The 26,165-nt window shown below is 43.0% G+C and carries 23 protein-coding genes and 2 tRNA genes; 14 read left to right on the top strand and 11 right to left on the bottom strand.

Going from position 1 to position 26,165, the window contains the following annotated elements:
• Positions 1-13 precede the first annotated feature (13 nt).
• Both HY960_09770 and HY960_09765 read right to left on the bottom strand, forming a co-directional pair.
• A complete protein-coding gene (locus HY960_09770) occupies positions 14-1,702 on the bottom strand; it encodes a hypothetical protein (GenBank protein ID MBI5216030.1) in 1,689 nt (562 codons plus the stop codon).
• Positions 1,703-1,758: 56 nt separating this feature from the next.
• Complete coding sequence (locus HY960_09765; protein ID MBI5216029.1) at positions 1,759-3,141, bottom strand: dipeptidase; 1,383 nt, start codon at positions 3,139-3,141, stop codon at positions 1,759-1,761.
• 219 nt (positions 3,142-3,360) lie between these two features.
• On the opposite strand from HY960_09765, the gene ccsA reads away from it, so the two are divergent.
• The 10 genes from ccsA (at position 3,361) to HY960_09715 (ending at position 13,862) form a co-directional block, all read left to right on the top strand.
• Complete coding sequence (ccsA, locus tag HY960_09760) at positions 3,361-4,185, top strand: cytochrome c biogenesis protein CcsA (protein MBI5216028.1); 825 nt, start codon at positions 3,361-3,363, stop codon at positions 4,183-4,185.
• A gap of 102 nt (positions 4,186-4,287) precedes the next feature.
• Positions 4,288-5,568 carry a glutamyl-tRNA reductase gene (locus HY960_09755; protein ID MBI5216027.1) on the top strand — a complete coding sequence of 427 codons (1,281 nt, stop codon included), beginning with the start codon at positions 4,288-4,290 and terminating at the stop codon, positions 5,566-5,568.
• Positions 5,558-6,493 carry a hydroxymethylbilane synthase gene (hemC, locus tag HY960_09750; GenBank protein ID MBI5216026.1) on the top strand — a complete coding sequence of 312 codons (936 nt, stop codon included), beginning with the start codon at positions 5,558-5,560 and terminating at the stop codon, positions 6,491-6,493. The genes HY960_09755 and hemC overlap by 11 nt, the downstream gene beginning before the upstream one ends.
• Positions 6,494-6,632: 139 nt before the next feature.
• Complete coding sequence (locus HY960_09745) at positions 6,633-7,424, top strand: uroporphyrinogen-III synthase (protein ID MBI5216025.1); 792 nt, start codon at positions 6,633-6,635, stop codon at positions 7,422-7,424.
• Complete coding sequence (locus HY960_09740) at positions 7,421-8,488, top strand: uroporphyrinogen decarboxylase (protein ID MBI5216024.1); 1,068 nt, start codon at positions 7,421-7,423, stop codon at positions 8,486-8,488. Before HY960_09745 ends, HY960_09740 begins: the two co-directional genes overlap by 4 nt.
• A 56-nt stretch (positions 8,489-8,544) precedes the next feature.
• Entirely contained in the window at positions 8,545-8,970 is a 426-nt protein-coding gene (locus HY960_09735) for a ferritin-like domain-containing protein (GenBank protein MBI5216023.1), read from the top strand.
• Between the two features lie 111 nt (positions 8,971-9,081).
• On the top strand, positions 9,082-9,993 hold the full coding sequence (hemF, locus tag HY960_09730; GenBank protein ID MBI5216022.1) for an oxygen-dependent coproporphyrinogen oxidase: 912 nt from the start codon (positions 9,082-9,084) through the stop codon (positions 9,991-9,993).
• 72 nt (positions 9,994-10,065) lie between these two features.
• Positions 10,066-11,040 (top strand): ferrochelatase, encoded by a 975-nt coding sequence (gene hemH / locus HY960_09725; GenBank protein ID MBI5216021.1) that lies wholly within the window; start codon positions 10,066-10,068, stop codon positions 11,038-11,040.
• A gap of 123 nt (positions 11,041-11,163) precedes the next feature.
• Positions 11,164-12,549: a protoporphyrinogen oxidase gene (gene hemG, locus HY960_09720; protein MBI5216020.1), complete on the top strand. Its 1,386-nt coding sequence runs from the start codon at positions 11,164-11,166 to the stop codon at positions 12,547-12,549.
• 71 nt (positions 12,550-12,620) lie between these two features.
• Entirely contained in the window at positions 12,621-13,862 is a 1,242-nt protein-coding gene (locus HY960_09715) for an ATP-binding protein (protein ID MBI5216019.1), read from the top strand.
• 127 nt (positions 13,863-13,989) lie between these two features.
• On the opposite strand, the gene HY960_09710 is transcribed toward HY960_09715, so the two are convergent.
• From HY960_09710 to HY960_09700, 3 genes are all read right to left on the bottom strand, one after another.
• Positions 13,990-15,414 (bottom strand): RtcB family protein, encoded by a 1,425-nt coding sequence (locus HY960_09710; protein MBI5216018.1) that lies wholly within the window; start codon positions 15,412-15,414, stop codon positions 13,990-13,992.
• 160 nt (positions 15,415-15,574) lie between these two features.
• The gene (locus HY960_09705; GenBank protein ID MBI5216017.1) at positions 15,575-15,994 is read right to left on the bottom strand and encodes an archease; all 420 of its coding nucleotides are present in this window, start codon (positions 15,992-15,994) and stop codon (positions 15,575-15,577) included.
• Between the two features lie 3 nt (positions 15,995-15,997).
• Positions 15,998-18,724, bottom strand: coding sequence for a BamA/TamA family outer membrane protein (locus tag HY960_09700; GenBank protein ID MBI5216016.1), 2,727 nt, complete (start codon positions 18,722-18,724; stop codon positions 15,998-16,000).
• 229 nt (positions 18,725-18,953) lie between these two features.
• Between HY960_09700 and HY960_09695 the strand changes: the two genes are divergently transcribed.
• Genes HY960_09695 through HY960_09685 form a run of 3 tightly spaced genes read left to right on the top strand, consistent with a single transcriptional unit; the run spans position 18,954 to position 21,474 of the window.
• A complete protein-coding gene (locus tag HY960_09695; protein MBI5216015.1) occupies positions 18,954-20,261 on the top strand; it encodes a nodulation protein NfeD in 1,308 nt (435 codons plus the stop codon).
• Between the two features lie 10 nt (positions 20,262-20,271).
• On the top strand, positions 20,272-21,030 hold the full coding sequence (locus HY960_09690) for a slipin family protein (protein ID MBI5216014.1): 759 nt from the start codon (positions 20,272-20,274) through the stop codon (positions 21,028-21,030).
• A 12-nt stretch (positions 21,031-21,042) separates the two neighbouring features.
• Positions 21,043-21,474, top strand: a complete 432-nt coding sequence (locus tag HY960_09685) for a hypothetical protein (GenBank protein MBI5216013.1) — start codon at positions 21,043-21,045, stop codon at positions 21,472-21,474.
• 75 nt (positions 21,475-21,549) lie between these two features.
• On the opposite strand, the gene HY960_09680 is transcribed toward HY960_09685, so the two are convergent.
• The 6 genes from HY960_09680 to HY960_09655 form a co-directional block, all read right to left on the bottom strand.
• Entirely contained in the window at positions 21,550-21,972 is a 423-nt protein-coding gene (locus tag HY960_09680; protein MBI5216012.1) for a cobalamin B12-binding domain-containing protein, read from the bottom strand.
• 2 nt (positions 21,973-21,974) lie between these two features.
• A complete protein-coding gene (gene maf / locus HY960_09675; GenBank protein MBI5216011.1) occupies positions 21,975-22,568 on the bottom strand; it encodes a septum formation protein Maf in 594 nt (197 codons plus the stop codon).
• 66 nt (positions 22,569-22,634) lie between these two features.
• Complete coding sequence (locus HY960_09670; protein ID MBI5216010.1) at positions 22,635-23,111, bottom strand: hypothetical protein; 477 nt, start codon at positions 23,109-23,111, stop codon at positions 22,635-22,637.
• Positions 23,082-23,168, bottom strand: a tRNA-Leu gene (locus HY960_09665). Before HY960_09665 ends, HY960_09670 begins: the two co-directional genes overlap by 30 nt.
• A gap of 78 nt (positions 23,169-23,246) precedes the next feature.
• Positions 23,247-23,318: transfer RNA gene (locus HY960_09660), tRNA-Lys, on the bottom strand.
• A gap of 149 nt (positions 23,319-23,467) precedes the next feature.
• Positions 23,468-24,910: a Fic family protein gene (locus HY960_09655; GenBank protein MBI5216009.1), complete on the bottom strand. Its 1,443-nt coding sequence runs from the start codon at positions 24,908-24,910 to the stop codon at positions 23,468-23,470.
• Between the two features lie 274 nt (positions 24,911-25,184).
• Between HY960_09655 and HY960_09650 the strand changes: the two genes are divergently transcribed.
• The gene (locus HY960_09650; GenBank protein ID MBI5216008.1) at positions 25,185-26,165 is read left to right on the top strand and encodes an ATP-dependent helicase; all 981 of its coding nucleotides are present in this window, start codon (positions 25,185-25,187) and stop codon (positions 26,163-26,165) included.

Below are 26,165 nucleotides of genomic sequence, written 5' to 3'. Positions count from 1 at the left end.
GGAAAAATAGAAACTACGGTTGAAGAATCCATTTCCATGAATCTGCTTTATACGTCGCAAGCGAATAGACAACGTTATTTGTCCCACCGCCTGCTTCATCCCAGGTAACACCGTTCCAACGAGCGAGATTTTTTGATTCTGCTTTTCCTGCAAAATCAAAATCTCCGCCTGCGTATAAACCGCCATTAAATCGGGTGAACGCATACACATACGATGCGCCGGTCTTTTCCGGGTCAATTCCATCTCCGACCGGGAACCATGTCGAGCCGCTCCAACGTGCAATTCGTTTCGTGTTGGTAGAACCGGATTTCATGAAACCGCCACCGGCATACAATTCATTATTAAACACAGTGAGCGACCACACATCTGCATCGAATCCATCTCCAACAGACATCCATCTGCTTCCGTTCCATGAGGCAATATATTTTGCTTCATCACTACCGGCAGTTTGGAATAATCCACCAGCAAACAATTCCTCGTTATAGACTGCAAGCGCAAGCACTTTTCTGTCAAGTCCAAGGTCTAACCTTGACCACGCCTCACCATCCCATTTTGCAATACGGTTGACAAGTTCTGTTCCGGCACGGGAAAATTCTCCTGCGGCTATTAAATCTCCCTTATATTCTTCAAGCGCATAAACTGCATAACTGAATCCTGAACCAACAGGTCGCCATTGACTTCCGTTCCATCGTGCGACATAATTGAATGTTGCAGAACCGGTCTCTGTTTGAGTGAATAATCCACCCGCATATAATTCACCGTTATAGACTTTGAGTGCAAACACTCTTCCGTTAAATCCGTCGCCGACTTTATTCCACGTTGAACCGTCCCAACGGGCTATGTAACTTGCCGCAGTATCTCCTGCTTTAGTAAATACTCCGCCAACATACAATTCGCCATTGAACGAAGCCATAGCCAGAATACGGTCATTAACGCTTGAGGTAACTGCTGACCATTTTTCTGCATCGAAGTGTGCGAAATATTTAGCAACTTTTCCTCCAGCATAATCAAAACTTCCTCCGGCAAAGAGGTTTTCACCGTCCGGTCCATAATACACTTTCAAAGTTTTTGAATACGGACTGACAATCGTATCTCGGATACCACGAATGCGGAAATAATATTCCAAAGAATGCCTGAACTGACCATAGACAGTCGTTTTAATTTTGTTCGCTTTCAACGATTGAATAACACTGTAATTAACTCCATCGTTACTCATTTCAACTTCAAAATTCTTCTCCCACTTCGTTTTGTCTTCCCATCGGAGTTCGAGTGAATCTTTCGTGATGTAGTGAATTGTTGGATTTTGCGGAGCTAAAAACTTCGAAACAGTAAATGCAATGGGCTGCGACTTTGTTATGTTTCCTTCTACGTCGTATGCTTTGGCATAGAGTAAATATGCTATACTATCGCGTAAAGAATCTATCGGCATAAACCAACGATACGGAGATTCTGTAAATACTCTGCTTGAATCTAATTTATGATTTAGATATAATTCCACACGAGTAATACCAACATCATCCCACGCTTCAATCACAACCGTTGTATCTGTGAGGATGTATGAACTCCTACCGGGTGAAACTATCGAGACAAACGGTTTCGTGTCGTTTAAATTCTCCGGTTCTTCTTCGCATGAATTTAACGCAAGTAAAAATACAGATGCAAAGATAAATAGTATCAACGTTTTGATCTTTGAATCAAACATTATTTCTCCACAAAAATTGTAATACAATCATTAAAGATATTCATTGATGGATGTGTTTATGCTTTCTTCTTCATGAAGTTCGGTAACTCCTGATAGTAATGTGCTACCGTCTTGATGCCGCCATAATAATTATCCAAGTTCAGAAATTCATCCGGTGCGTGCGCATTTTCATCCGGCAAACCGAATCCGAGCAATACCGTATCAAGACCAAGTACTTTTTTGAATTGAACAACAATCGGTATCGACCCGCCTTCACGCTGATAGAGAGGTTTCTTTCCAAACCCTTTTTCTAATGCGCTAACTGCGGCTTTGACTCCGGGATGTTCGATGGGCGTAATTGCCGCCTCGCCGCCATGTAAATATCGGACAGTAACGCTCACGCTTTTCGGTGCAATCTTTTTAATGTGCTTCTCAAACAATTTTGCAATGCTGTTTGAGTCCTGGTCTGGAACCAAGCGCATAGAAATTTTTGCCGATGCTTTCGAGGGCAGAACCGTTTTCGCACCTTCGCCGGTGAACCCGCCCCATATTCCGTTACATTCTAATGTTGGTCTCGCCCACAATCGTTCTAACGTTGTAAATCCTTTTTCTCCATACAACTCCTGAACACCCAAACTTTTTGCGTAGGTTTTATCGTTCCACGGAAGTTTGCTGTAAGCATCTCTTTCCTTTTTACTGAGTTTTCTTACTGAATCATAAAACCCGGGAATAGTAATTCTTCCATCCTTATCATGGAGTTGAGAAATAATTTCAGCAAGCGCCTGAATCGGATTGTGCACCGAACCACCGAACGAACCGGAATGTAAATCCTTGTTCGGTCCGACCAGATCAATTTGCATGTATGAAAGCCCGCGCAATCCATAACATACCGATGGAATTCCGCGCGCAAACATTGATGTATCGGAAATCATGACTAAATCGGATTTGAGAAGTTTTTTATTTTCTTTCAGAAATCCTTCAAGGTGTTCACTTCCGATTTCTTCTTCACCCTCAATTATCATTTTTATGTTGATTGGCAATTTTCCGACTGTCTTCATCCATGCTTCTATCCCTTTCAGATGAATATGCACCTGACCTTTATCATCTGCTGAACCTCGAGCAAATAAATTTCCATTACGTACCGTTGCCTTGAATGGTGGCGTCGTCCATAAATCAATAGGGTCAACAGGTTGCACATCGTAATGACCATAGATAAGCATGGTCGGTTTACCGGGAGCGTGAAGCCAGTCAGCATACACAACCGGATGACCGGCAGTTGGCATGACTTTGACATTTTCCATCCCTATGGATTTCATTTGAGAAGCGACCCATACGGCACATCGTTTAATGTCTGGTATGTTTTCAGAATTTGTACTGATGCTTGGAATAGCAAGAAATTCCTGTAACTCTTTGAGATACCGCTCTTTGTTTGTTTCGATGAAGGCTAACGTTTGTTGCATGATTAATAACAATAATTATAAAGGCAAATGGGGTTATGCGTTGCTAATATAAAAAAGAACCGTTGTAGTTGCAACTGAATTTCAAACATTTTTTCATTTTCTCTAAAGTTCTTCTTTTGGCATGTTTAGTGCAATTATCAGTGGCAGATTTGATGATAACTTTGGTAAACGTTAGTGATTTGGCTATCTTCATCAGAATTTGAATATCAACCTTGATAAATGTCAGTATCTATTCTCAGTTTCGAAATCGTTCTTCCTTTTTTCTTCGCTTTAACTATTTGGCTTTACGGTAAAGGATTTTACAGTGGCGTCAAGTTTGCAGAAAAAGCCAAAACCCCTGTTCTTATACTGACTCTCGGAGTCCATGTTTCTTACATCATCGTTCGAACTATCATTCTCGGGCATTTCCCTATCACTTCGATTTTTGAGATATTTTCTCTCATCGCTTTCACTATTACGGTTGTTTATTTTTATATCGAGATGAAAATAAAGAACAGCACTACTGGCTACTTTATTCTCATGCTTCCGTTTTTCTTCCAACTGACTTCCTCCATCTTCATTAAAGAAACTCCTGCCGTTCCCGAAATACTTCGAAGCAACTTGCTCGGATTTCATGTTACAAGCGCGTTGCTTGGGTATGCCGCACTTGCAATCTCTGCTGTTTATGGATTTTTATATTTGATGTTGTACCACAAAATCAAATCAAGTCACTTTGGTGTCTTTTACAATCGCCTTCCTAATCTTGAAGTATTCGAACGAATGAGTCACACCGCAACGTGGTTTGGATTCACGCTCCTTTCTGTTGCCATCGTTCTTGGATTGATTCTTTTAATGATTATGTTTGATGCCTCTTTCATCACCGACCCCAAATTATTCGGAACAGTTGCCACATGGCTTTTGTACGCAACCGGATTGTACGCAAAGAAAGTTGCGGGATGGCAAGGAAGAAAAATCATGGTCCTTTCAATTACAGGATTTGTTATTGCGTTGTTTTCGATGACCGTGATTAACATGGTGTTCAGTAACTTCCATAATTTCCAATGATGAACGCGCTCACGAATATGAGAACTAAAATCGTCGTCACCCTGAGCGCCCGCCTGCCGGACGGGCAGGAAGTCGAAGGGTGTATGCAGTCAAAGGGTGCGAATGATTAACCTCATTTGTTTGGGAATTAATCATCGGACTGCACCGGTTGAAGTACGGGAAAAGTTTTCTTTCTCGAATGAAGAACTACGTACATTTCTTTCATCTACGAAAGGACAGAAGTTCAACGAGGTCGTTCTCGTCTCAACATGCAACCGAACAGAATTATACTTCGTGCCGAAAAACGAATACCCGAACGGAACGCCCCTCTGGCAATCACTTGCCACAGCAAAAAATATTTCGGGAATTGTCAAGCCGGAGAATTTCTACCATCTATCCTCTTACAATGCAGTGAAACATTTGCTTCGCGTTGCTTCAGGAATTGATTCGATGATTCTTGGTGATATTCAGATTCTCGGACAAATCAAAGATTCATTTTTACTTGCACGGGAAATTTCCACTACCGGAGTAACGTTGACAAGATTGTTCAACAAAGCGCTCCACGTCGGAAAACGCGTTCGCACCGAAACCGCGCTCGGAGAAGGCGCTGTCTCCGTCAGTTATGCCGCAACTGAACTTGCTTCAAAGATTTTTGATGATTTATCAAAACGGACCGCATTACTCATCGGCGCGGGAGAAACAGGCGAACTGACAACAAAAAATCTGCTCGAAAAGAAACTCGGTAAATTACTCGTAGCAAACAGAACGCGTGAACGTGCGGAAGAACTTGTCGGGAAATTCGGAGGAAGCGTCGTCGAGTTTTCCAACCTTACTAACGAATTGAAGAACGCAGACATCATCGTCAGTTCAATCAACATCCCGACACATATTCTCACAGCCACCGACATCAAACAAGCAATGAAACAACGGGGCAATCGCCCGCTCGTCATCATTGATATCGGAGTGCCTCGTAACATTGACCCTGCATGTAATAAAATTGACAACGTGTTCTACCACGATATTGACGCACTCAGCCACATCATAGATGTCAACCTTGAACGGAGAAAGGCAGAAGTCCCGAAGGTTCAGCAAATCATACTTGATGAATTGATTGATTTCAGCAACTGGTATAATTCTCTGCAAGTTACTCCGACAATTCAGCAATTACGTGAAAGTGTCGAAGCAATTCGTCGCGGCGAGTTGGAAAAACATCGTCATCATTTCTCCGACGAGCAACTTCAGGAAGTCGAATTAATTACGAACAGAATTGTCAACAAAATTTTGCATCAGCCAATGGTGAACCTCAAAAATGGTACCACTACAAACGAAGATGAAACACGACACAAACTTCACATCCTTCGGTCACTGTTCGGATTGGATAAAAAAGTAACACATGAACAATAAACTGATTCTCGGAAGTCGCGGAAGCCAACTCGCTCTTTGGCAAACTGAGTGGGTGAAATCAGAACTGGAAAAAAAGTTTCCAAAACTTTCCATCGAAATTCACATCATCAAAACCACAGGCGATAAAATCCTCGACTCTCCCCTTTCAAAAATTGGTGACAAAGGATTGTTCACACGGGAAATTGAGCAGGCAATGCTCGACAAAACAATAGACGCTGCCGTTCATAGTTTGAAAGATTTACCGACACAGTTACCCGATGGATTGTGCATAGGTGCAATCAGCAAGCGGGAAGATGTTCGGGATGTCTTCATTGCTAACAAGAAAAAGAATTATACAAGCATAGAAGAGTTACCACAAGGCGCGATAATTGCCACAAGCAGTTTGAGAAGAAAATCTCAATTACTTGCTTGGCGATCTGATTTTCAAATCGTGGATGTTCGCGGTAATCTCAACACTCGACTTTCAAAACTCGATGAATCCGATTGGGATGGAATGTTGCTTGCCCGCGCCGGAGTTGTCCGACTTGGATTCGATAACAGAATTACAGAAGAATTGCCACTTGATAAAATGCTTCCTGCGGTAGGACAAGGCGCGCTTGCAATTGAAATCAGACACGACGATAAACAGACATCCGAAATAATTGAAACGCTGAACAGTCAACCAACATTCATCTCTACTTCCGGTGAGCGTGCGTTGCTACGTTATCTCGAAGGCGGCTGTCAAATTCCCATCGGCGCGTACGGACGAATTGAGGAAAACATTTTCCATCTCGATGCGTTCATTGGAAGTCTTGACGGAAAGAAAATTGTGCGAGGGAAAATTCACGGCGCGCCTGATGATGCAGAGAAACTTGGTCAGCAACTTGCACAAACTCTTTTTCAATCGGGCGGGAAAGAAATACTTGATTCGATACGAACGATGTGAGATGTGGGATATGCGTCAATAATTAATAGTCATTGGTCATTGGTTATTAGTCATTCGTACAAAGTTCTTTGTTGTCATTCTCAACTACTTCTACTTAACTTCTTAATTACTTTTTTCATTTTGAATTTTTAATTTTGCATTGCTAAGAGTTCTCGTCACCCGCGCTGCACACCAAGCAACCGAACTCGTTCGTTTGCTTGAACATAACGGATTCATCCCGGTACTGTTTCCCATGATTGAGATTGTTCCTCCCGAATCATGGAATGAGTGCGATACAGCGATTGAATCGCTCTATATGTACAACGGGCTCATCTTCACAAGCGCAAACGGTGTTGAGTTTTTCTTTCGACGATTGACAGAAAAGAATGTCGCTGTCGAATCACTTCAAACAAAAATCATTTGCGTTGTTGGCGAGAAGACGAAAACGGTGTTGGAAAAGCACGGATTGAAAATCACCTTAATGCCGGAGAAGTTCACATCGCTTGACCTTGCAAATGCGTTGCAACATCAGGACATCAGAGGCAGAACGTTTCTCCATCCCCGCGGAAATCTCGGAAATAATATGCTTCCCGGAAATCTCAAACTTCTCGGAGCGACGGTAGATTCTGTTACAGTCTATCAAACAATTCAACCAAACACCGAAGAAGTTCAGATGGTTAAAACTCAAATACTCAATGATGAAATAGATATCCTCACGTTCATGAGTCCATCATCAATAAAAAACTTCTGTTCGATGTTTACACCCAGTCAACTCAGAGAAGTTCTCACAATCCCTGCAGTTGTCATCGGTCCCGTAACATTTGAACAAGCAACTTCAACTGGATTCAAATCAATTTCAACTGCAAAACAATCAACCATCGAATCGCTCGTTAAATCAATTATCAACATAAGCCAATCCGAAATTGGCAATCCGAAATCCGAAATTCAATGAATTATCAAACCGAAATCCGAAATCCGAAATCCGAAATCTTCCTTAACGCTTGTTTCAGACAACCAACCGAAAGAACCCCAGTCTGGTTCATGCGACAAGCCGGGCGGTATTTGCCTGAATACAGAGCAGTTCGTGCAAAAGCCGATTTTCTCACGCTCTGCAAAACTCCCGAACTTGCGGCAGAAGTAACCATTCAACCTGTTGACCTTGTTGATGTTGACGCAGCAATTATTTTTTCCGATATTCTCGTCGTGCCGGAAGCGATGGGCATGGAACTCCTCGTTGAAGAGAACAAAGGCGGACCACGATTTCCGTCGCCTCTTCGTTCTGCATCGGACATTGAGAAGCTTGCAATCCCCGACTCGAACGAAAAACTTAAATACGTGATGGATGCGCTCCGATTGACACGACAACGATTGAACGGACGAGTTCCGCTTATCGGATTTTCCGGTTCGCCGTGGACACTTGCATCGTACATGGTCGAAGGAAAAGGTTCGAAGAATTTTCGCTTCATCAAAGAATTGATTTACAACGAGCCGATACTTGCGCACAAGTTGCTTGGAAAAATTGCATCGTCGGTTGCTTCATATTTGAATGCACAGATTGAAGCGGGCGCGCAGGCAGTTCAGATTTTCGATACGTGGGGCGGAATCCTCACGCAAGATGCGTTCGAGGAATTTTCGCTTCGATATATCAAACAAATTATTGCCGAGTTAAAACACGATGGAGTTCCGGTGATTGTCTTCTGTAAAGATTGCGGGCACTCACTCACAAAGATTGCATCAAGCGGTTGCGATGTCGTCGGACTTGATTGGACGATTGAAATCGGACAAGCACGAACGCAAGTCGGCGACAAAGTTGCATTGCAAGGAAATATGGACCCGACAGTTTTATATGCAAAGCCCGAACGCATCAGACAGGAAGTGAAAAATATTCTCAGCAAATATGGAAAAGGAACCGGACATATTTTTAATTTAGGTCACGGCATTTTGCCCGATGTTCCGGTTGAACATGTGAAAGAATTTGTACAAGCAGTAAAAGAAGAAAGTGTCATTTACCATTAACAACACCCGCCGAAGCGGGCAGGGATTACACAGAAACAACAATTAAGGAATAACCAATGACTGACAAAACGAAAAAACTCATCAACGGATTGAATGAAGACCTTGCAAACGAACTTGGTGCGTCAATCCTTTACCTCTATCAATGTTCAACTGCAACAGGTTGGGATGGCGAGGAACTGCGTGAACTTCTTCAACCGGAAATTACCGGAGAGATGACTCATGCAATTTTCCTCGCTGAGAAAATCTCCTCGCTCGGCGGCAAACCAACAACCGAACCGAAACAACACAAATGCCCGAAAGATGTGAAAGGCATGTTACAGTACGATTTGAAACTCGAAAAAGAAGCGGTTGCAAACTATACGCTCCGCGCACAGCAAGCCGACTCAGTCGGTGAAACCGCACTCAAAATCAAACTCGAAGAACTCATCGTGGATGAAACTATGCACGCGGAGAAAATCGAGCGGATTTTGAGAGGAATGTAATCTTTGTGTCTTGGTGACTTCGTGGCTCATTTACCACGAAGTCGCTAAGAGTTTTTCTGTCGGTTGGTTAAAGAAATAAAACCCGTAACCGCGAACCACAAACCACTGCACATGCTCAACCATCAATCCCAACAGTTCTTCCAACAACTTCAAGACGACATTTGCCGGCAACTCGAATCGGCTGATGGCAAAGAACATTTCATCGAAGACATTTGGCAACATCACGAAAGCGGAGGCGGGAAAACTCGTGTGTTGCAACATGGCGGAGTGTTCGAGAAAGCCGGAGTGAATTTTTCGGCAATCACTTCCAAACTTACAGGAAGACTTGCTGACGCGCTTGCCGTTCTTCCACAGAAAATATTTGCTACAGGAATTTCGCTTGTCATTCATCCGTTCAGCCCGATGATTCCGACAACACACATGAACCTGCGCTATCTTGAATTGGAAAACGGTCAGGCGTGGTTTGGCGGCGGAATTGATTTGACCCCTTGGTATCTGTTTGAAGAAGATGCACGCTTCTTTCATCAAACATTAAAAACCGTGTGCGACAAACACGACCCGGAATTTTATCCCCGCTTCAAACAAAAGTGCGACGAATATTTCTTCATCAAACACAGAAATGAAGCACGGGGCATCGGCGGAATTTTCTTTGATTATCAAAAAGAAAACTTAGAGCAACTCTTTTCCTTTGTGCAGGATGTCGGCAATTGTTTCAACAATCTGTACGTGACAATTGTTGAGCGAAGAAGAAATGAACCGTGGGACGTGCGGGAAAAAGAATGGCAATTGGTTCGTCGTGGAAGATATGTTGAGTTCAATCTTGTGTATGACAGAGGTACACTCTTCGGTTTGGAAACGCAGGGACGAACGGAATCAATTCTCATCTCATTGCCGCCGCAGGTAACATGGTTGTATGATGTTCAACCGGAAGAAGGTTCGCGTGAAGAAGAACTCATTGAAGTATTAAGGCATCCCAAAGAATGGGTTAAATTTTCATCAACAACAAATGTCCCGTCATGCTGAACTTGTTTCAGCATCTGTCCACGTATACAGGAAATAGATTCCGATATACATCGGAATGACGGTTTGAAAATAATGAACAAAGAAAAAATCGCAGTCGTCCTCTTTCAACTCGGTGGACCGGATTCTCTCGAATCGGTTGAGCCGTTTCTGTACAATCTCTTTTGCGATCCGGATATCATAGATTTTCCAGGAGCGTTTCTTGCACGAAAATTTCTTGCACGAAGAATCTCCCGCAAGCGCGCGCCGATTGCCGCTCACCATTATAAAGAGATTGGAGGTAAATCGCCCATTCTTGAACTGACATCAGAACAGGCAAACGCTCTTCAATCGGAATTGGATAAAGAGATAAACGCAAAAGTTTTTGTTGCGATGCGGTACTGGCATCCATTTACGGAAGAAGTAATTACAGAAATGAAAAAGGAGAAGTTCGATAAAATTATTTTGCTTCCACTCTATCCACAATACTCGAAAACGACAACCGGCTCAAGCATCAACGAATGGAAACGCCAATGCAAGCGGCTTGACTATACCGGAATCCCGACAGAAACTCTACTCAATCACTACAATCACCCATTGTACATCGAAGCAATCGTTGACAACATTCAAGCGACACTTCAAAACTTTTCAAACCTGAAACCCGAAACCTGTAATCTCGTTTTCAGCGCACACGGCGTTCCTGTCAGCGTCATCTCATCAGGCGACCCCTATCAACAACACATCGAAGAAACAGTTCGACTTGTTGTTGAAAAAGGAAAATGGAATTTGCCGCATGTTCTCTGCTATCAAAGCAAAGTCGGACCTGCGGAGTGGTTGAAGCCATCGCTTGATGATACAATTCATGATTTGGCAAAGCAAGGGAAGAAAAATCTACTCATCATTCCCATCGCTTTTGTGACCGAGCATATCGAGACGCTCCACGAAATCAATATTGAGACAAGAGAAGAAGCGGAGAAACTTGGCATTGAGCAGTTTGAGATGATGCCTGCTCTCAACTCTTCTCCGAAGTTCATTCGTTGTCTCAGTCAATTGGTGCTTGAGAAAATTTAAAACGAGCAATCAATTAAAAAGTCAAAAGGAAAAAGTAAAAATGTTACTCGTTATCGGTTATCAGTTACTCGTATATAACCTATCACTAATTCGAAATTGACAATTCGCAATCCGAAATCCGAAATGAATCAATCAGTAATCGTCACTGGTGCAGGTATCTCCGGCTTAGTCGCTGCTTACTTCTTAAAAAAACAAGGCATGAACGTTCTCGTGCTTGAGCGAGACAACGAAGTCGGCGGGACGATGAAGACAATTCATGAAGATGGTTGGTTGATTGAAACCGGACCGAACAGCGCGCTCGCAACGACTCCACTGTTTGCTCAATTGTTTGATGAATTGGGAATCAGAGATGAAGTTGTGTATGGGAATGAGTTGGCAAACAACCGGTACATTCTTCGAGATGGTGTGCTTCACTCGTTGCCGATGAGTCCGCCTGCGTTTTTGAAAACGAAATTGTTTTCGTGGAGCGCAAAACTTCGATTACTGAAAGAACCATTTGTCGGAAGAGCGACAAAGGAAGAGTCCATAGCGGAGTTTGTCGAGCGACGACTTGGTCGCGAATTTCTTGACTATGCGATTAACCCGTTTGTCGCCGGAGTTTACGCTGGAAATCCTGAACAGCTTTCCGTGCGACATGCGTTTCCGAAACTGTATGCGCTTGAAGAAAAGTACGGCGGCTTAATAAAAGGAATGATTGGCTCGCGCAAAGAACGAAAAGCACGGAAGGAAGTAGCGAAAGACAGAGCCAAGTTATTTTCATTCAAGAATGGGATGGAAACATTACCGAAAGCGTTGGCAACCTATCTCGGCGATTCGGTTCAACTCGGATGCTCGGTTGAACATATCATTCCGATGAAAGTTGGAAAGTATCCAATCTATCACGTCTCGTACAAGCAAGGCGACACGAAAACCACACTCGAAACAAAAGTAGTTGTGCTTGCTTCGCCTGCCTCTGCAACTGCAAACATCATTCGACCGATTGACCCGGAGTTTGCCGCTACCCTTGAATCAATTTATTATCCGCCCGTAACAGTTGCGTTCATGGGATTTCGGAAAGAACAAATCAAACGAGAGCTGGATGGATTTGGTTTTTTGATTCCGGCAAAAGAGCAAAGGAAAATTTTGGGTTCACTTTGGTCATCCACGCTGTTTGCAAACCGCGCACCTGACGGACATGTCGCACTGACAACATTCCTTGGCGGCGCACGTTCTCCCGAACTTACAGCAAAGAGTAGAGAATCGAAAACAGAAGTAATCCTTTCTGAGTTACATGACATTTTGGGAATTGACGGCGCTCCGGTTTTTACTAAACTCTTCCATTGGGAGAAAGCGATTCCTCAATACAATCTCGGCTATGGAAAAGTGTTAAACGCAATCGAACGCTTCGAGGCAAATTTCCGTGGCGCGTTTATTTGCAGTAATTATCGAGGCGGGATTTCGGTTGGGGATTGTGTGATGAGCGGGGAAAAAACAGCACTTGGGATTATTGGAATGATAGGAAAAGATTAGAAGTTCCGCTTGAAAACCACATGACAATTTTCTATATTCATGTAAATTTGTCATGACAATTTTATAGGTATATGGAAACTCCAGGACTGCGCTATCTCAACACTGACCTCGTCAAGTTCCTTCGTGAAGATCAAAAAATGGCATTAATAACCGGACCGCGACAAGTGGGAAAAACTACGCTCGCTAAGCGACTGCTTGTCGAATCCGGTATGAATGAACTGTACTTCAACTGGGATATTGACGCACATCGGAAACTTCTTGTTCGTAATCCCGGCGATTTCTGGCAGAGAGGTAAAACACAGGCGGGCGATACAAAAACAAGAATAGTCTTAGATGAGATCCATAAGTTTCCGCGATGGAAACGGTTCCTGAAAGGATTGTATGATGAGCATGGTAAGAATATCGAAATCATTGTAACAGGAAGTGGCCGTCTTGATATCTACCAACGTGGCGGCGATTCATTGTTCGGACGATACAATCTCTTTCGACTTCATCCATTTACACTTGGAGAACTTCTTACACCAAGCAGAGAATACATCCTTAGCCCGGATGTTTTTTGGAAAACACTTCTCCTACATCATCCTCTAAAGGAAGCAGAAGAGCATCTGAAAAAACTTGAGATGTTCACCGGATTTCCTGAACCGCTCTTCGCCGAAAGTGAAACCCGATTGCGACGGTGGAGACAAGCACACCGACAACTTGTGCTTCGGGAAGATATTCGTGACCTTACGCGAATACGAGATATTGGTTTGGTTGAAACTCTCGCGCTGTTACTTACTGAACGTGTCGGTTCTCCACTATCGTTTAACTCGCTTAGTGAAGATTTGAGTGTCAACTTTACGACGGTGAAGAATTGGATAGAGACAATGTCAAGACTCTACTATCTTTTCCAGATAAAACCGTTTGCCGGTCGGCTCGTTCGAACACTTAGACAAGCAGAAAAAATATACCTGTTTGATGGCACCGAGATACAAAACGAAGGAGCACGCTTTGAAAATCTTACCGCACTTCACTTACATAAACTCGTGGAAGCATGGACAGACAGTGGATTTGGAGAGTTTGACCTTTACTACGTTCGCGACCGTGAGAAACGGGAAGTAGATTTTTTGATTACAGAGCAACGCAAACCATACGCCTTAATCGAAGCGAAATTGTCAGCGCGTGATATTGACCCCAGTCTACGGTATTTCTCTGAACGTTTGAAACCTCGTTACACGGTTCAGGTTGTAAGAAAACCCGAAGGATTTACAACGACGATAAATACTTCCGGAATAATACTGACTCCGGCAAAGGAGTTTTTGGCTTTGATGTAAACATGCGTTTGGAGAAGTACTAAAGTGTTGAAGTTCCTGTCTCCAACATCATCATATTATAAATCGCGAAAAGATTACGCCTAAAGCGCATCTGCCTGTGGCTAAAAACTTACAACTTTCGATTAATTCACCCCTTCATCACCGCCACCGGCAATAACTTTGCAACCTTCCGTGCAATTCCCGCGCCGTGAACTACTTCTACAACCTGACTGACATCTTTGTACGCATCCGGTTTTTCTTCCGTCAATCCTGAACGCGTTTGACCGCGCACTAAAATATTTTTGCTGTTCATCTCTTTCATCAATTCATCAACCGTCGTTTCATTTTTCGCACGGGTTCGACTCATCGCTCTGCCCGCGCCGTGACACGACGAGCCAAATGTTTCTTTCATTGCCTGTTCTGTTCCGACAAGAACGTATGAACATGTTCCCATGCTTCCGGGAATCAACACGGGTTGACCGAAGTCGCGCAATTCTTCCGGCAATGCGGGATGTCCTTTCGGAAACGCACGAGTCGCGCCTTTGCGGTGAACAAGAACGCGCTTTCTCTTTCCGTCAACTTCGTGGTCTTCGTACTTTGCAATGTTATGGCAAACATCATACACAATATCCAACTCGCCGTTGCCGAGTACGCGTTGGAACGCTTCCCGTGTCCAGTGCGTCATCATCTGACGATTGGCAAACGCAAAGTTCGCCGCCGCCACCATTGCTTGCAAATATTCCTGCCCCTCTTTCGATTTTATTGGAACGCATGCAAGTTGACGGTCAACGACAGAAATTCCGTAACGCCTCATTCCATCCTGCATAGCGTCGAGATAATCAGTGCAAACCTGATGACCGAGACCCCGTGAACCGCTGTGAATCAACACAACAATTTGATTTTTGTGAAGTCCGAAATGCCGTGCTGTGTCTTCTTCATAAATTTCGGAGACAACCTGAATCTCCAAAAAATGATTTCCCGAACCGAGCGTTCCGAGTTGATGATGCCCTCTATCCTTCGCACGATTACTTACCCACTTGGGATTCGCGTTTGGAATTTTTCCGTACTCTTCGATGTGTGCTATGTCCCGCTCAACACCGAAACCCTGTTCAACTGCCCACTGTGCGCCTTTCAAAAGCACATTATCTAATTCGTTCTTTGCAATGTTCAACAATCCCTTCTTCCCCGTCCCGCACGGAATATCTCTAAACAGTTGATTGAGTAGTTCCTGAAGTTTTGCAGTTATATCCCGATGTTCAAATTTTGATGCGAGCAATCTCACGCCGCAGTTGATATCAAAACCAACTCCACCTGCAGAAACAATTCCTTCATCCGGGTCAGCAGCGGCAACTCCGCCAATGCAAAAACCATAACCCTGATGCGCGTCCGGCATCGCAAGTGAACGACCAACTAATCCGGGAAGCGTAGCAACATTTGCCACTTGCTCTTTCGTTTGGTCTTTTTCAATTTGCTTAATCATCTCATCGTCTGCGTAAATCATTCCTTCGATGAGCATTCCTTTTTTGTATTCTTTCGGGATGATGTGGCGGTAGTTATCAATCTTTTTTAGCATAGTCGTACTTCATTGAGGTTTCGGGTTTGGGGTTACGGATTTCGGGTTTTGAGTTTTGAGTTTCATGTATCAAAAAAACTTTATGTAATTTTTCTTTGCGTCACTTTGCGTCTTCTTTGTGGTCTTTGCGGTTAAAAAAAAGTGATGTTTTGATATCAATTCAAATATCAAGAAATACAGTAAGTGTAACATCATTAACAGAATGTTTGATACTTAATTGATGATACGTCACCGCTTTGACATCCAATTTCGTTCGATGTTTTTCCTGTTGAAGTTGTTCGCCGTTGATTTTTGCTTCAAGGTTTGTTTCACTCAGTTTCTGTATTGAAAAAGAACATGGCACGAACTGTTGTCCATCATACAAGTACAGAATCTCCGTCAACCATTTTACAAGAAGTTGTTCGATGTCGCCTGCCCGAAGATTGATGGTTCTGGTATCTTTCTTCTCAACCGTTGAGACATCAAGAATAATGGACATCATTCCCATTGCGGCTTGTTCGAATGCTTGTGCAAGTGTTTCGCCTGTCGCTTCAATTCCCATGTCGGCAGGATGTTCGAGAATCGTGAAGCCGGGTTTCATCGCTTACAGATTGGGACCAATCGAAAAATAAAATAACAGCGGACCGACACTCACTGGAGAATCGGAAAGGTCGCGGCGGAAGTAAAAACTTTTGCCTGCACCAAACATTGCCGCTCCGATTGGCGTATCGAGCCCGAGTGTGAAACCGAGTCCATGACGGAACGTGCTTAACTTCAACTCCTCCGGCAGAGTGGAGATTGTCCCTAAATCGTACCGCGCGCTGACGTAGGTATCAAATAAAATTCTGAACGGCAATGTGTAACGATATTCAAAACTGCCGATGAATATTTGCCGCCCTCGGCTATCATCCTCCTGCAAACCGAAAAACGAATTATATCCACCAAAACTAAACTGCTCGCTCAATGGCAAAGTTTCATCTGCAAATCCGACACGAACGTGCGGATGAATTGTATGCCGGTTGAAAAATGTATGATACGCACTCCACGAGGCATTGATTTTTGTAAACGACACTTCGCTTCCCAAACTTTTCAGAGCGGTTTCATACGATAACGTCAGCATAATTCCTTCTGTCGGGAAGACAAATTTATTTTCCGTGTCGAGCGTCGTTTGCAACTTCAATCCGACAAAGCGATGGTCTTCCTCATTGTACCCCACACCGGAAATTCCTGAAATACGTTGTTGTTCGGTTCTTATTTCAACCGTCAAATCGCCAAGCCGAGCAAGTTGACTTCCGAACGTGAACGAACCGCCGATTTTTGTCTCACGAAATCTGCCATTCTCGCTTCTTTCCCACGTCACAACGGAGCCTGACGGTTCACTTTTGTAAGTGAAAACATCGCGGGATGTAACATATCCTTTGAAATTGAATGTTAGATATGTGTTGAAAATTCTGTTTGCACGGTATTCGGCTCGTGCAACCCGGTCACGAAAACCATACCGCAACAACAAACTCAAATCTTCACCTGCGCCACGAAAGTTTGCATCACGTAAATCAAGCATTCCCACAATTCCATGTTCGTTATCCGCATGAAGTCCGAAGCGAAGCAACTCGGCGCTACGCTCTTTTACTTTTAGAATGATTCCCGGTTGCTCATTCCTGTACCGTATATCCAACAATATGTATTCATACAAACCTGTGCTTGCGATGTTAATCAAACCTGCATTTGCTTTTTGAATAGAGAATACATCGCCATGCTCCCATGGAAACTCACGGCGAATGATGTAGTCTTTAGAACGCACATTTCCTTCGCACATTACTTCCTGAACAATTCCTTCATTGATTGTAAAATGAATGTTCCCATCGTTCGAGTTCACTTTCACATCAGTTATCCGTGCAAGAGAAAAATTCTTCCGACGATACAACGAAACGACCTTCTCAAGCGTTCGATGGATTGTTTCATAATTCAGAACTCTGCTTTCAAGTTCTTGAATTACTGAACGGATTTCGTCTGAAGTTATGACAACATTGCCGGAAAATTCGACTTGTCGTATCATCGGTTGCGGCTGTAACCTGTACATGATTCTCGTTCCGTCATCATTCTCACTAATTTCAGCCGAAACATCAGCATATTCACCCGATCCTTCCAACTCATGCAAACGATTTTCCACTTGATGCAATTCAAGTATTCCGTCATTTCCATCTGAGAGAAGTTTACGCTTCACATCTTCATTGATAAATTTTCCCTGCACCTCAATGCGAACGTTCTTCAGTGTAGCGTTCGTAGTTGTGTACTCCAAATCTTTTTTTGATTTCAATACATCAAGCAAAGTAGCGATGTATTGTTCCGTAGCGCGTTCACCGGAAGCAATCAACGAATCCAATCCGGTGAAATCATCAACCAACCTCTCCCCTATTTCCGGAACGATGACGACATCGGCAAGTTGAAGTTGTTTCTCGTTCGGTTGTTGCATGATGATGGTCATGATTTGGTCGGCGACTTCCCACGGCGCGGTCATTTGGTCGGCTCGACGCAATCCGCTCGTTGAGTTGACTGCAATAATAATATCACAGCCGACAGAATCTGCAACATCAACGGGAATATTGGAAATCAGACCGCCATCAACGAGCGCCATCGAATCGCGTTCGAGCGGAGTATAAAGCAACGGAACAGTAATGCTCGAACGCATCGCTTCTGCAAGTGAGCCGCGGTCAATAATTGTTCGCTTGCCTTTGATGAGGTCAACTGCTACTGCGCGGAACGGAATTTTCAAATTATCGAATGTGCTATCGGGATGATACAACGCCTGAAGTGTCAGGTTCATAAAATAATTTATGAGTCGTTGACCGCTTGAAAACGACGATGGAATAATCGGTTGAAGTCCATCAAATCGAATCGTTAAGAAACCAACATCATCCGCTCGCTTTTGCCCGACGAACAATTCTGTCCGTTTCGTTCCCTCCGTAAATGAAAGCACTTCGTCCCAATTTGTGTGCGTTGCAATACTTTCCAATTCACTTGTTGAATATCCTGCCGCATACAATCCGCCGATGACACTTCCCATGCTGTTTCCGACAATGAAATCAACCGGGATGTTATGCTTCTCCAACGCGTGCAACACACCGATTTGCGCCAACCCGCGCGCGCCGCCTCCGCTCAACACCAATCCGACTTTTGGACGTTTCACTGAAATAGTTCGTTTGAGTTTCAGTCCATCAAATTCATACTTCACCCTCGGAACATGAAGCGTTGTCTGTGACTGCGCCACGGATATAACCATCCACAGAGCAAGCAATAACGAGATAACACGATATTGTTTAATGAAAGACATTCAGCATAGTTTAATAATTCGGGCAAAAAGTAGAGATTTTCTGACTCAAAAACAATTGAGAATTATTGCAGGCGATTTATTGCATTCTATCCAGTGACAGATTACTCAGCCGTATTGAAATTTTCACACCCAAACTCTCTCCATTACTTCTCTGTACATGAAATAAAGTATTCCACTAACGAAGTATTCTCGAATTGTGAGTGCACATTTTTTTGCTTACCTTTGAGCCATGAAACACGTGATTGCTTCGATATTCTTCATCTTGGTTCTCAGCGCTTTCGTTTCCGCTAACACTCCAAAAGTTCACGTCATTAAGATTGATGGCGCAATCAATCCTGCCTCCGCCGATTATATTTCAGAAAGTATTCAGGATGCTGTCGAAGCAAATGCTGAGTGTCTGATTATTCAACTCAACACGCCGGGTGGTTTGTTAAAATCAACTCGTGTCATCGTTAGTGACTTGCTGAATGCAAAGATTCCTGTCATTGTCTATGTTTCTCCGAGTGGCTCGCAGTCGGCTTCTGCGGGAGTGTTTGTAACACTTGCCGCTCATGTTGCGGTGATGGCTCCGGGAACAAACATCGGCGCGGCGCATCCGGTAACAGTCGGTGAACAGATGGATTCCATCATGTCTGAAAAAGCCACGAACGACGCCGCCGCATTCATCAGAACAATCAGTGAGAAACGACATCGCAACATCGAATGGGCGGAAGATGCAGTGCGAAAGAGTTATTCGATTACGGAAACAGAAGCATTGCAAAAAAATGTTATTGATACAATCGCCGCATCGGTTCGGGAACTTCTTCAAGTCATTGATGGGATTGAAGTCGAACTTCCTTCAGGCAAACATGTTCTCACAATAAAAGATGCTTCCATCGAAACATTCGAAAAATCGTTCAGACAAAAAATCCTTGACCTCCTCAGCGACCCGAACATTGCATACATCCTGATGCTGCTTGGAATGTATGGCTTACTGTTCGAGTTGTACAATCCCGGCTCAATCTTTCCCGGTGTTGTCGGGGCTATTTGCCTTGTGCTTGCTTTTTATTCATTTCATACCTTGCCAATCAATTATGCCGGTATAGCATTGATAATAATTTCTATCGTCCTTTTTATTCTTGAAATAAAAATAATCAGTCACGGCTTACTGACAATCGGGGGAATTGTATCCCTCGCGCTGGGTTCGCTTATGTTGATTGAAACTGATTCAACATTAGAATTTGTCTCAATTTCATGGGAAGTGATACTCGCATCGGTTGTCAGTACAGCGGCATTTTTCCTCTTCGCCATTGGTCTGGGCATCAAAGCACAACGATTAAAACCAACAACCGGCAGTGAAGGGCTTGTCGGGGAACTCGGAGAGGCAATCACAGAGTTATCACCCGAAGGAAACATTCGCGTTCACGGAGAAATCTGGTCGGCATCGAGTATTGAAGGCAAAATAGCAAACGGTTCAAGAGTACAGGTACAAGAAGTAAACGGTTTACATTTAAAAGTAAAATCCCTACGGGTCGTAGACAATTCAATAATAATTTAAAGGTATAACAATGGGCGCATTATCAATTTTTCCAATTATTTTAATTCTTTTCGGAATCATCATCGTTGCAAACGCTGTTCGTATTCTCAACGAATATGAACGCGGAGTCGTGTTTCGCTTAGGACGTATCATGGGTTCGAAAGGACCCGGCATCATTTTCCTTATCCCGATGATTGATAGAATGGTGAAAGTCAGTCTGCGGACAGTTGTGCTTGATGTGCCGCCGCAAGATGTTATCACCAAAGACAACGTTTCAATCAAAGTAAATGCAGTTGTTTATTTCCGCGTCGTCAATCCTGAGAAGGCAATCATTGAAGTCGAAAATTTTCTCTTTGCAACTTCACAACTTTCCCAAACGACATTGCGCAGCATTCTCGGTCAATCGGAACTTGACGATTTGCTTTCGCAACGGGATAAAATTAATATGGAACTTCAAAAAATTATTGATTTGCACACCGAACCGTGGGGAATAAAGGTCTCGAACGTAGAAGTAAAGCAAATTGATTTACCAATCGAAATGCAACGCGCAATGGCAAAGCAAGCAGAAGCAGAGCGAGAGCGACGTGCAAAGAATGTTCATGCTGATGGAGAATTTCAGGCAAGCCAGCGACTTTCTGATGCGGCAAGCATTATGGGACAAAATTCCATTGCATTGCAATTACGGTATTTGCAAACACTCACCGAAATTGCCGCAGATAAAAACTCGACAATTATCTTCCCGCTACCGATTGAAATTCTTGCGCCGTTTCTTAAAGGAGATAAAAAATAAGAGGAGAATATTATGAACATCGGGGTCTTCAAGAAACAATTGTTCGTTGCATTGTTATCGCTTGTTATACTTCTTTTGTTTGCTTCATGTCAGGAAGAAGAACAAGCAACGACACAAAACTCAAGCGTAAAAATCAATATTCCGACTTTGAATATTAATTTTGGTTCGATAGTCTGGGGACAAAATTCTGACCAAACATATATATTCACGAATGATCCTTCTTCCGGTGATAAACTCAAAGGAGTGATTAGAATTTCGGGAAATGGTTTCTACATTGTTTCAGGCGGCGGCGGTTACAGCGTTCTGACGGGACAATCACGCTCCGTGAAAGTACGTTTCTTCCCCGACCGTCGCGGTAATTTTACCGGAACACTATCTATCGAACATAACGCCGGAAATAAAGCCTCGCCGATTAACGTGGCGTTGGCGGGAACTGCACAATAGTGATTGGTCTACGACTCGTAGGAGAGTAGTTAGTAGTGATTCGTGAGTTGTTCTGAGGAAATAATTCACGATTCACTAATTACCAATCACTACTTCATGTCTGTGAGTTGCAGCCCATTCTTTCACATACTTCACGATATCCAACGTTGATGCGCCCGGTGTGAACAACTCTCCAACCCCGAGCTGCTTGAGTTGCTTTTCATCTTCATCAGGAATAATTCCGCCTCCAAAAAGTAAAACGTCTGTCAGTCCTTTTGATTTCATCAGGTTCAACACGCGGGGAAAGATAGTCATGTGTGCGCCGCTAAGAAGACTGATTCCGATTGCATCAACATCTTCTTGTAACGCGGCTTCGACAATCATTTCAGGAGTTTTCCGAAGTCCTGTGTAAATTACTTCCATACCTGCATCACGTAATGCCGCCGCAACGACCTTTGCTCCACGGTCATGCCCGTCAAGACCGGCTTTTGCTACTAACACTCGAATTTTCTTTTCCATATTCAGAGTAATCCTAATTGTTTTTGAAAATCTTGCATAACAAGATAAAACTTGGCAAGCGGAAATCCAACGACGTTGTAGTAGCATCCTTCAATCCGCTCAACGAACACCGCGCCATAATCATCCTGAATTCCGTACGCGCCCGCTTTATCCATCGGCGAACCTGCCTTCACATATTCTTCAATTTCTTCCTGACCAAGTTTCCTGAAAGTAACTTTTGTAATCTCGTGAGATGATGTGTAATTGTTCGAAGGTTTATCAAATAAACAAAACCCGGTATACACGAGATGTGTTTGTCCGCTTAACTTTGAAAGCATAGAAACCGCCTCCTGAAAATCTTTCGGCTTCCCAAGGATTTCTTCACCAAGGACAACAACAGTGTCAGCGCCAACAATGAATGCGTTCGCTGTACCATTCCCGACGAATCGCGCTTTCTCGATTGCAAGTCTCTCAACATTTTCGCTTACGCTTTTTGTTGTATCGAATGTTTCATCCACTCCGCTTTCACGGATTTGAAACTCCAATCCGATTTGCCGAAACAATTGCTGACGACGCTGAGAGGCAGAGGCGAGGATAAGCGGTTTCTTTATGAGCATACTTTTGTTTGAAAACAAAAAGAGCGAAACAACAGTCTCGCTCTTTCATAATTCATCAATAATTCATTACCGGAAAAGTGCTTTGATACTTCCCCACGTTTTTCTTACGCCGGAAACCGAATGGGTTACTGTCACCGGTCCGACATACAACGGGTTCGCTCCATTGGTAAACACAACTTTGATTCGATATTGATACAACGAACTTGTTTTATTCATCGCCGAATAATCAACAAATTCATAAATCGAAAGATTACGCGGTTCAACCGATGCTATCGTTTTATATTCTCCGTCAGTTCCTGAGCGTTTCTCAATTTCAAACCGTGCAACGCTTGATTCATCTTCAGTAATCCATCGAAGCGTTACGTTTGAACCATCGCTTGTGGCTTGAAACGAACCGTCTTTTAGCACATCCGAGAAAGCAGAAACTGAAAGCATGAATACAAAAATTAACACACTGATAGTACGCATAAAACCCACCGTTCGATTGTTGTGTGTGAAGTACTTCATAAACTTTGGTGCGCGAGGCGAGACTTGAACTCGCATGCCCTTTCGGACGCCACCCCCTCAAGATGGTGTGTCTGCCAATTCCACCACTCGCGCGTATTAATGCAAAATTAAAAGTGAAAAGTAAAAAATGAAAATTTTTAACTTCTAATTTTCAACTTTTAACTGCTTCAGTGAGCCCGGTTGGGATCGAACCAACGGCCCTTTGCTTAAAAGGCAAATGCTCTACCACTGAGCTACGGGCTCTACATCAGTTCAGCAAGATAGGCATTTCTGCCTTACAGGTTATTGACCTTTTTGAATTGTTTTTCGTGTTACCTCTCTTGCTCTTATTTTGAACTGTGCAAATATAGCATATTCTCGCTTGATTTACAATTGACCAAATTTTCGAAAAATTAGATGACTGAACCCTTTACTTTTTGTTTAGCTTGAATAGCTATCTTTGTAAGAACATCTCCAAATACTTTTTCTAGAAATATTTTTATGCGGATTGTTAGTGAACTTTTAATTTGAGGTACTATCTCTGTCAATCGAGCTTTAAAATCAGTATTCGACGATACCCACCTTATAACAAACTCGTCCTCTTTATCACAATCTTTTGGCACTAATAATAAAAATGATACTGAATAACTTAGGGTTGCAGGAGGAGAAGCATGAAATGTAAGTGAAATTCCGTTCACTTTAGACGAAATGGGGATTCTGTACATGCTTTTTCTGTCTTCATATCCATTACTTGTCGTTTGAACATCAATACGAATCTGTTGAGGTACTTGATATTTAATAGCCAATTCTTTTAGTTCTTTTAAAAATGATTGAAAGAATAAAGATCCAATCTTGTCCACTTCCTCATGCGAATACCCTCCTTTCGTAACATAAAGACTCTTTATAGTTGAAATCGCCCCATTTGCATCCGGTGCTTTTGCCGCAGAGAAACTCTCCTCCATCATCTTTATTGAATCTATCCCTCTCTCCAAAACAAAATCAATGAACTTCTGATAGTCTCCATTGTCAGCCGCTTCTAAAGTGTCGTAATACGCTTCTCTTTCATCCATCAAAACTAAAACAGGAATTGAGTAAGCCCTGTACGTAAAAGCGGACGCTAACGCACGAGCCACTCTTCCGTTTCCATCTGCGAAAGGATGAATTACGACAAAAGCATAATGTGCAAATGATGCCTGTAAAATTGGGTGAGCAGATTGAAATGCTTCACTGTTCAGTTCATTACAAAACCTGTGCATTTCTGCAGGAGTTAAATCTACGGGTGAATACGAGTGAATTTTTCCGTCCGAACGCATGACATGATTCGGATTAACTTTATATTTTCCTTTTGGAAGAGGTTGCTCCTGAATACCAACGGTAGTATAAACCGGGTAGGTTGCCTGAGGTTTACAAATTTCAGAGTGAAGTGTTCTTATCCATGCTTCTGCAATCGGAGTTCGTTTCGTAGCGAAATCCAAAACATAATCATACGCTTCAAGTTGGGATTGAAACAACGCTTTCACATTTTGACCTTTGCTTTCAAGGAGCGATTCCCACATTGCCGCTTGTGTTGCAACCGTAAAAGTAAATCCCCTGTCAACTTCATACAATCCTTCAATTGCACCCGTATCAATCGCCGCCGCTCGTTTGACAATCTCTTGCGCACGGCCCAACATCTCGGCTGATATTTCATCCTTTCTTTTTAGAATAGTCGAATATTTTTCCCACCGCTCATTATTCACAAAACAGGTAGCCCATTCATTGAAAGAAGGAAATGATTTGTACGAGGCATCTGCTTGGCGTATTTTTGAATCATCAAACATAAACCCTTGCTTGTTTACTTCAGAATAATTGGTCATTCTCACATCAAAGTATATCAATAAAAAGAGTATTTTTCAACCGGAATGAATGTACTATATTCACTCTCAACAACCAAGACAACCTTGTCTATTCCTCCTTCATTTGATATATTTCGCCGTAGAATTTGAGTATTAAGTACAAAGTAGTTGAGACAAAGACTCTTTTCTACTTTTGCACCACAAATCGAAATCATTGTGAACTTCAAATAAAGCCAACTTTTTAACTGTAAACAGGAAACCGAAAACTGTAAACTATCAACCGTCAACAAATCAATTGAAAACCTTCACCCTCAAAAAATCGACAGAACTCCACGTCATCACGCCGCATCGTTTTCTTATTGATTACAAGAACGAGTTGAATGTGTCGCAATACGAGGCGGTTACTTCCGTGAATGGTCCGCATCTGATAATTGCAGGTGCTGGGACAGGAAAAACACGAACAATTGTTTACCGTGTTGCATATTTGGTGGAACTTGGAGTGAATCCGAAACACATTTTGCTTCTTACATTTACACGGAAAGCCGCACAGGAAATGCTTCGTCGCGCCTCCATTTTACTTGATGACCGATGCGAAAATGTCAGCGGCGGGACATTTCATGCGTATGCAAATTCTGTTTTGAGAAAATACGGCTCGCTCCTCGGCTACGATAGTAATTTCACCATTCTCGACCAACGAGATGCTGAAGATGTCATCAACCTCATACGTACAAGATTGAAACTCGACACCAAACAAAGACGTTTCCCGAAGAAAGAAACTCTGTACGATTTGTACAGTCGTTCGGTCAACATGATGCAACCTCTCGGCGATTTACTTGTCAATGATTATCCACATTACAAAGAACTCGAAGAAGAAATTGGAAACGTTTGTAAGGCGTATGTGTTGTATAAGAAATCTCACAATCTCATGGACTACGATGATTTACTCATCAATCTTTTGCAACTCCTGAACACGCAGGAAAGCGTCAAACAAATTCTTGCCGACCAATGCAAATACATTATGGTTGATGAATTTCAGGACACGAACAAACTCCAATCGGAAATTGTCAAATCACTTGCATCGAAGTACAATAATCTCATGGTCGTGGGTGATGATTCACAGGCAATCTACGCGTTCCGCGGCGCGACCATTCGGAACATCCTCGACTTTCCCGAACAGATTACCGATTGTAAAATCATCAAACTCGAAGAAAACTATCGAAGCACTCAGCCAATCTTAAACGTCGCCAACGCAATCTTACAAGCAGGAATTGAGTAA

It is taken from the genome of Ignavibacteriota bacterium (genome assembly GCA_016212665.1).
Taxonomy (GTDB): Bacteria; Bacteroidota; Ignavibacteria; order UBA10030; family SZUA-254; genus FW602-bin19.
This window is presented reverse-complemented; position numbering and strand designations above follow the sequence as displayed.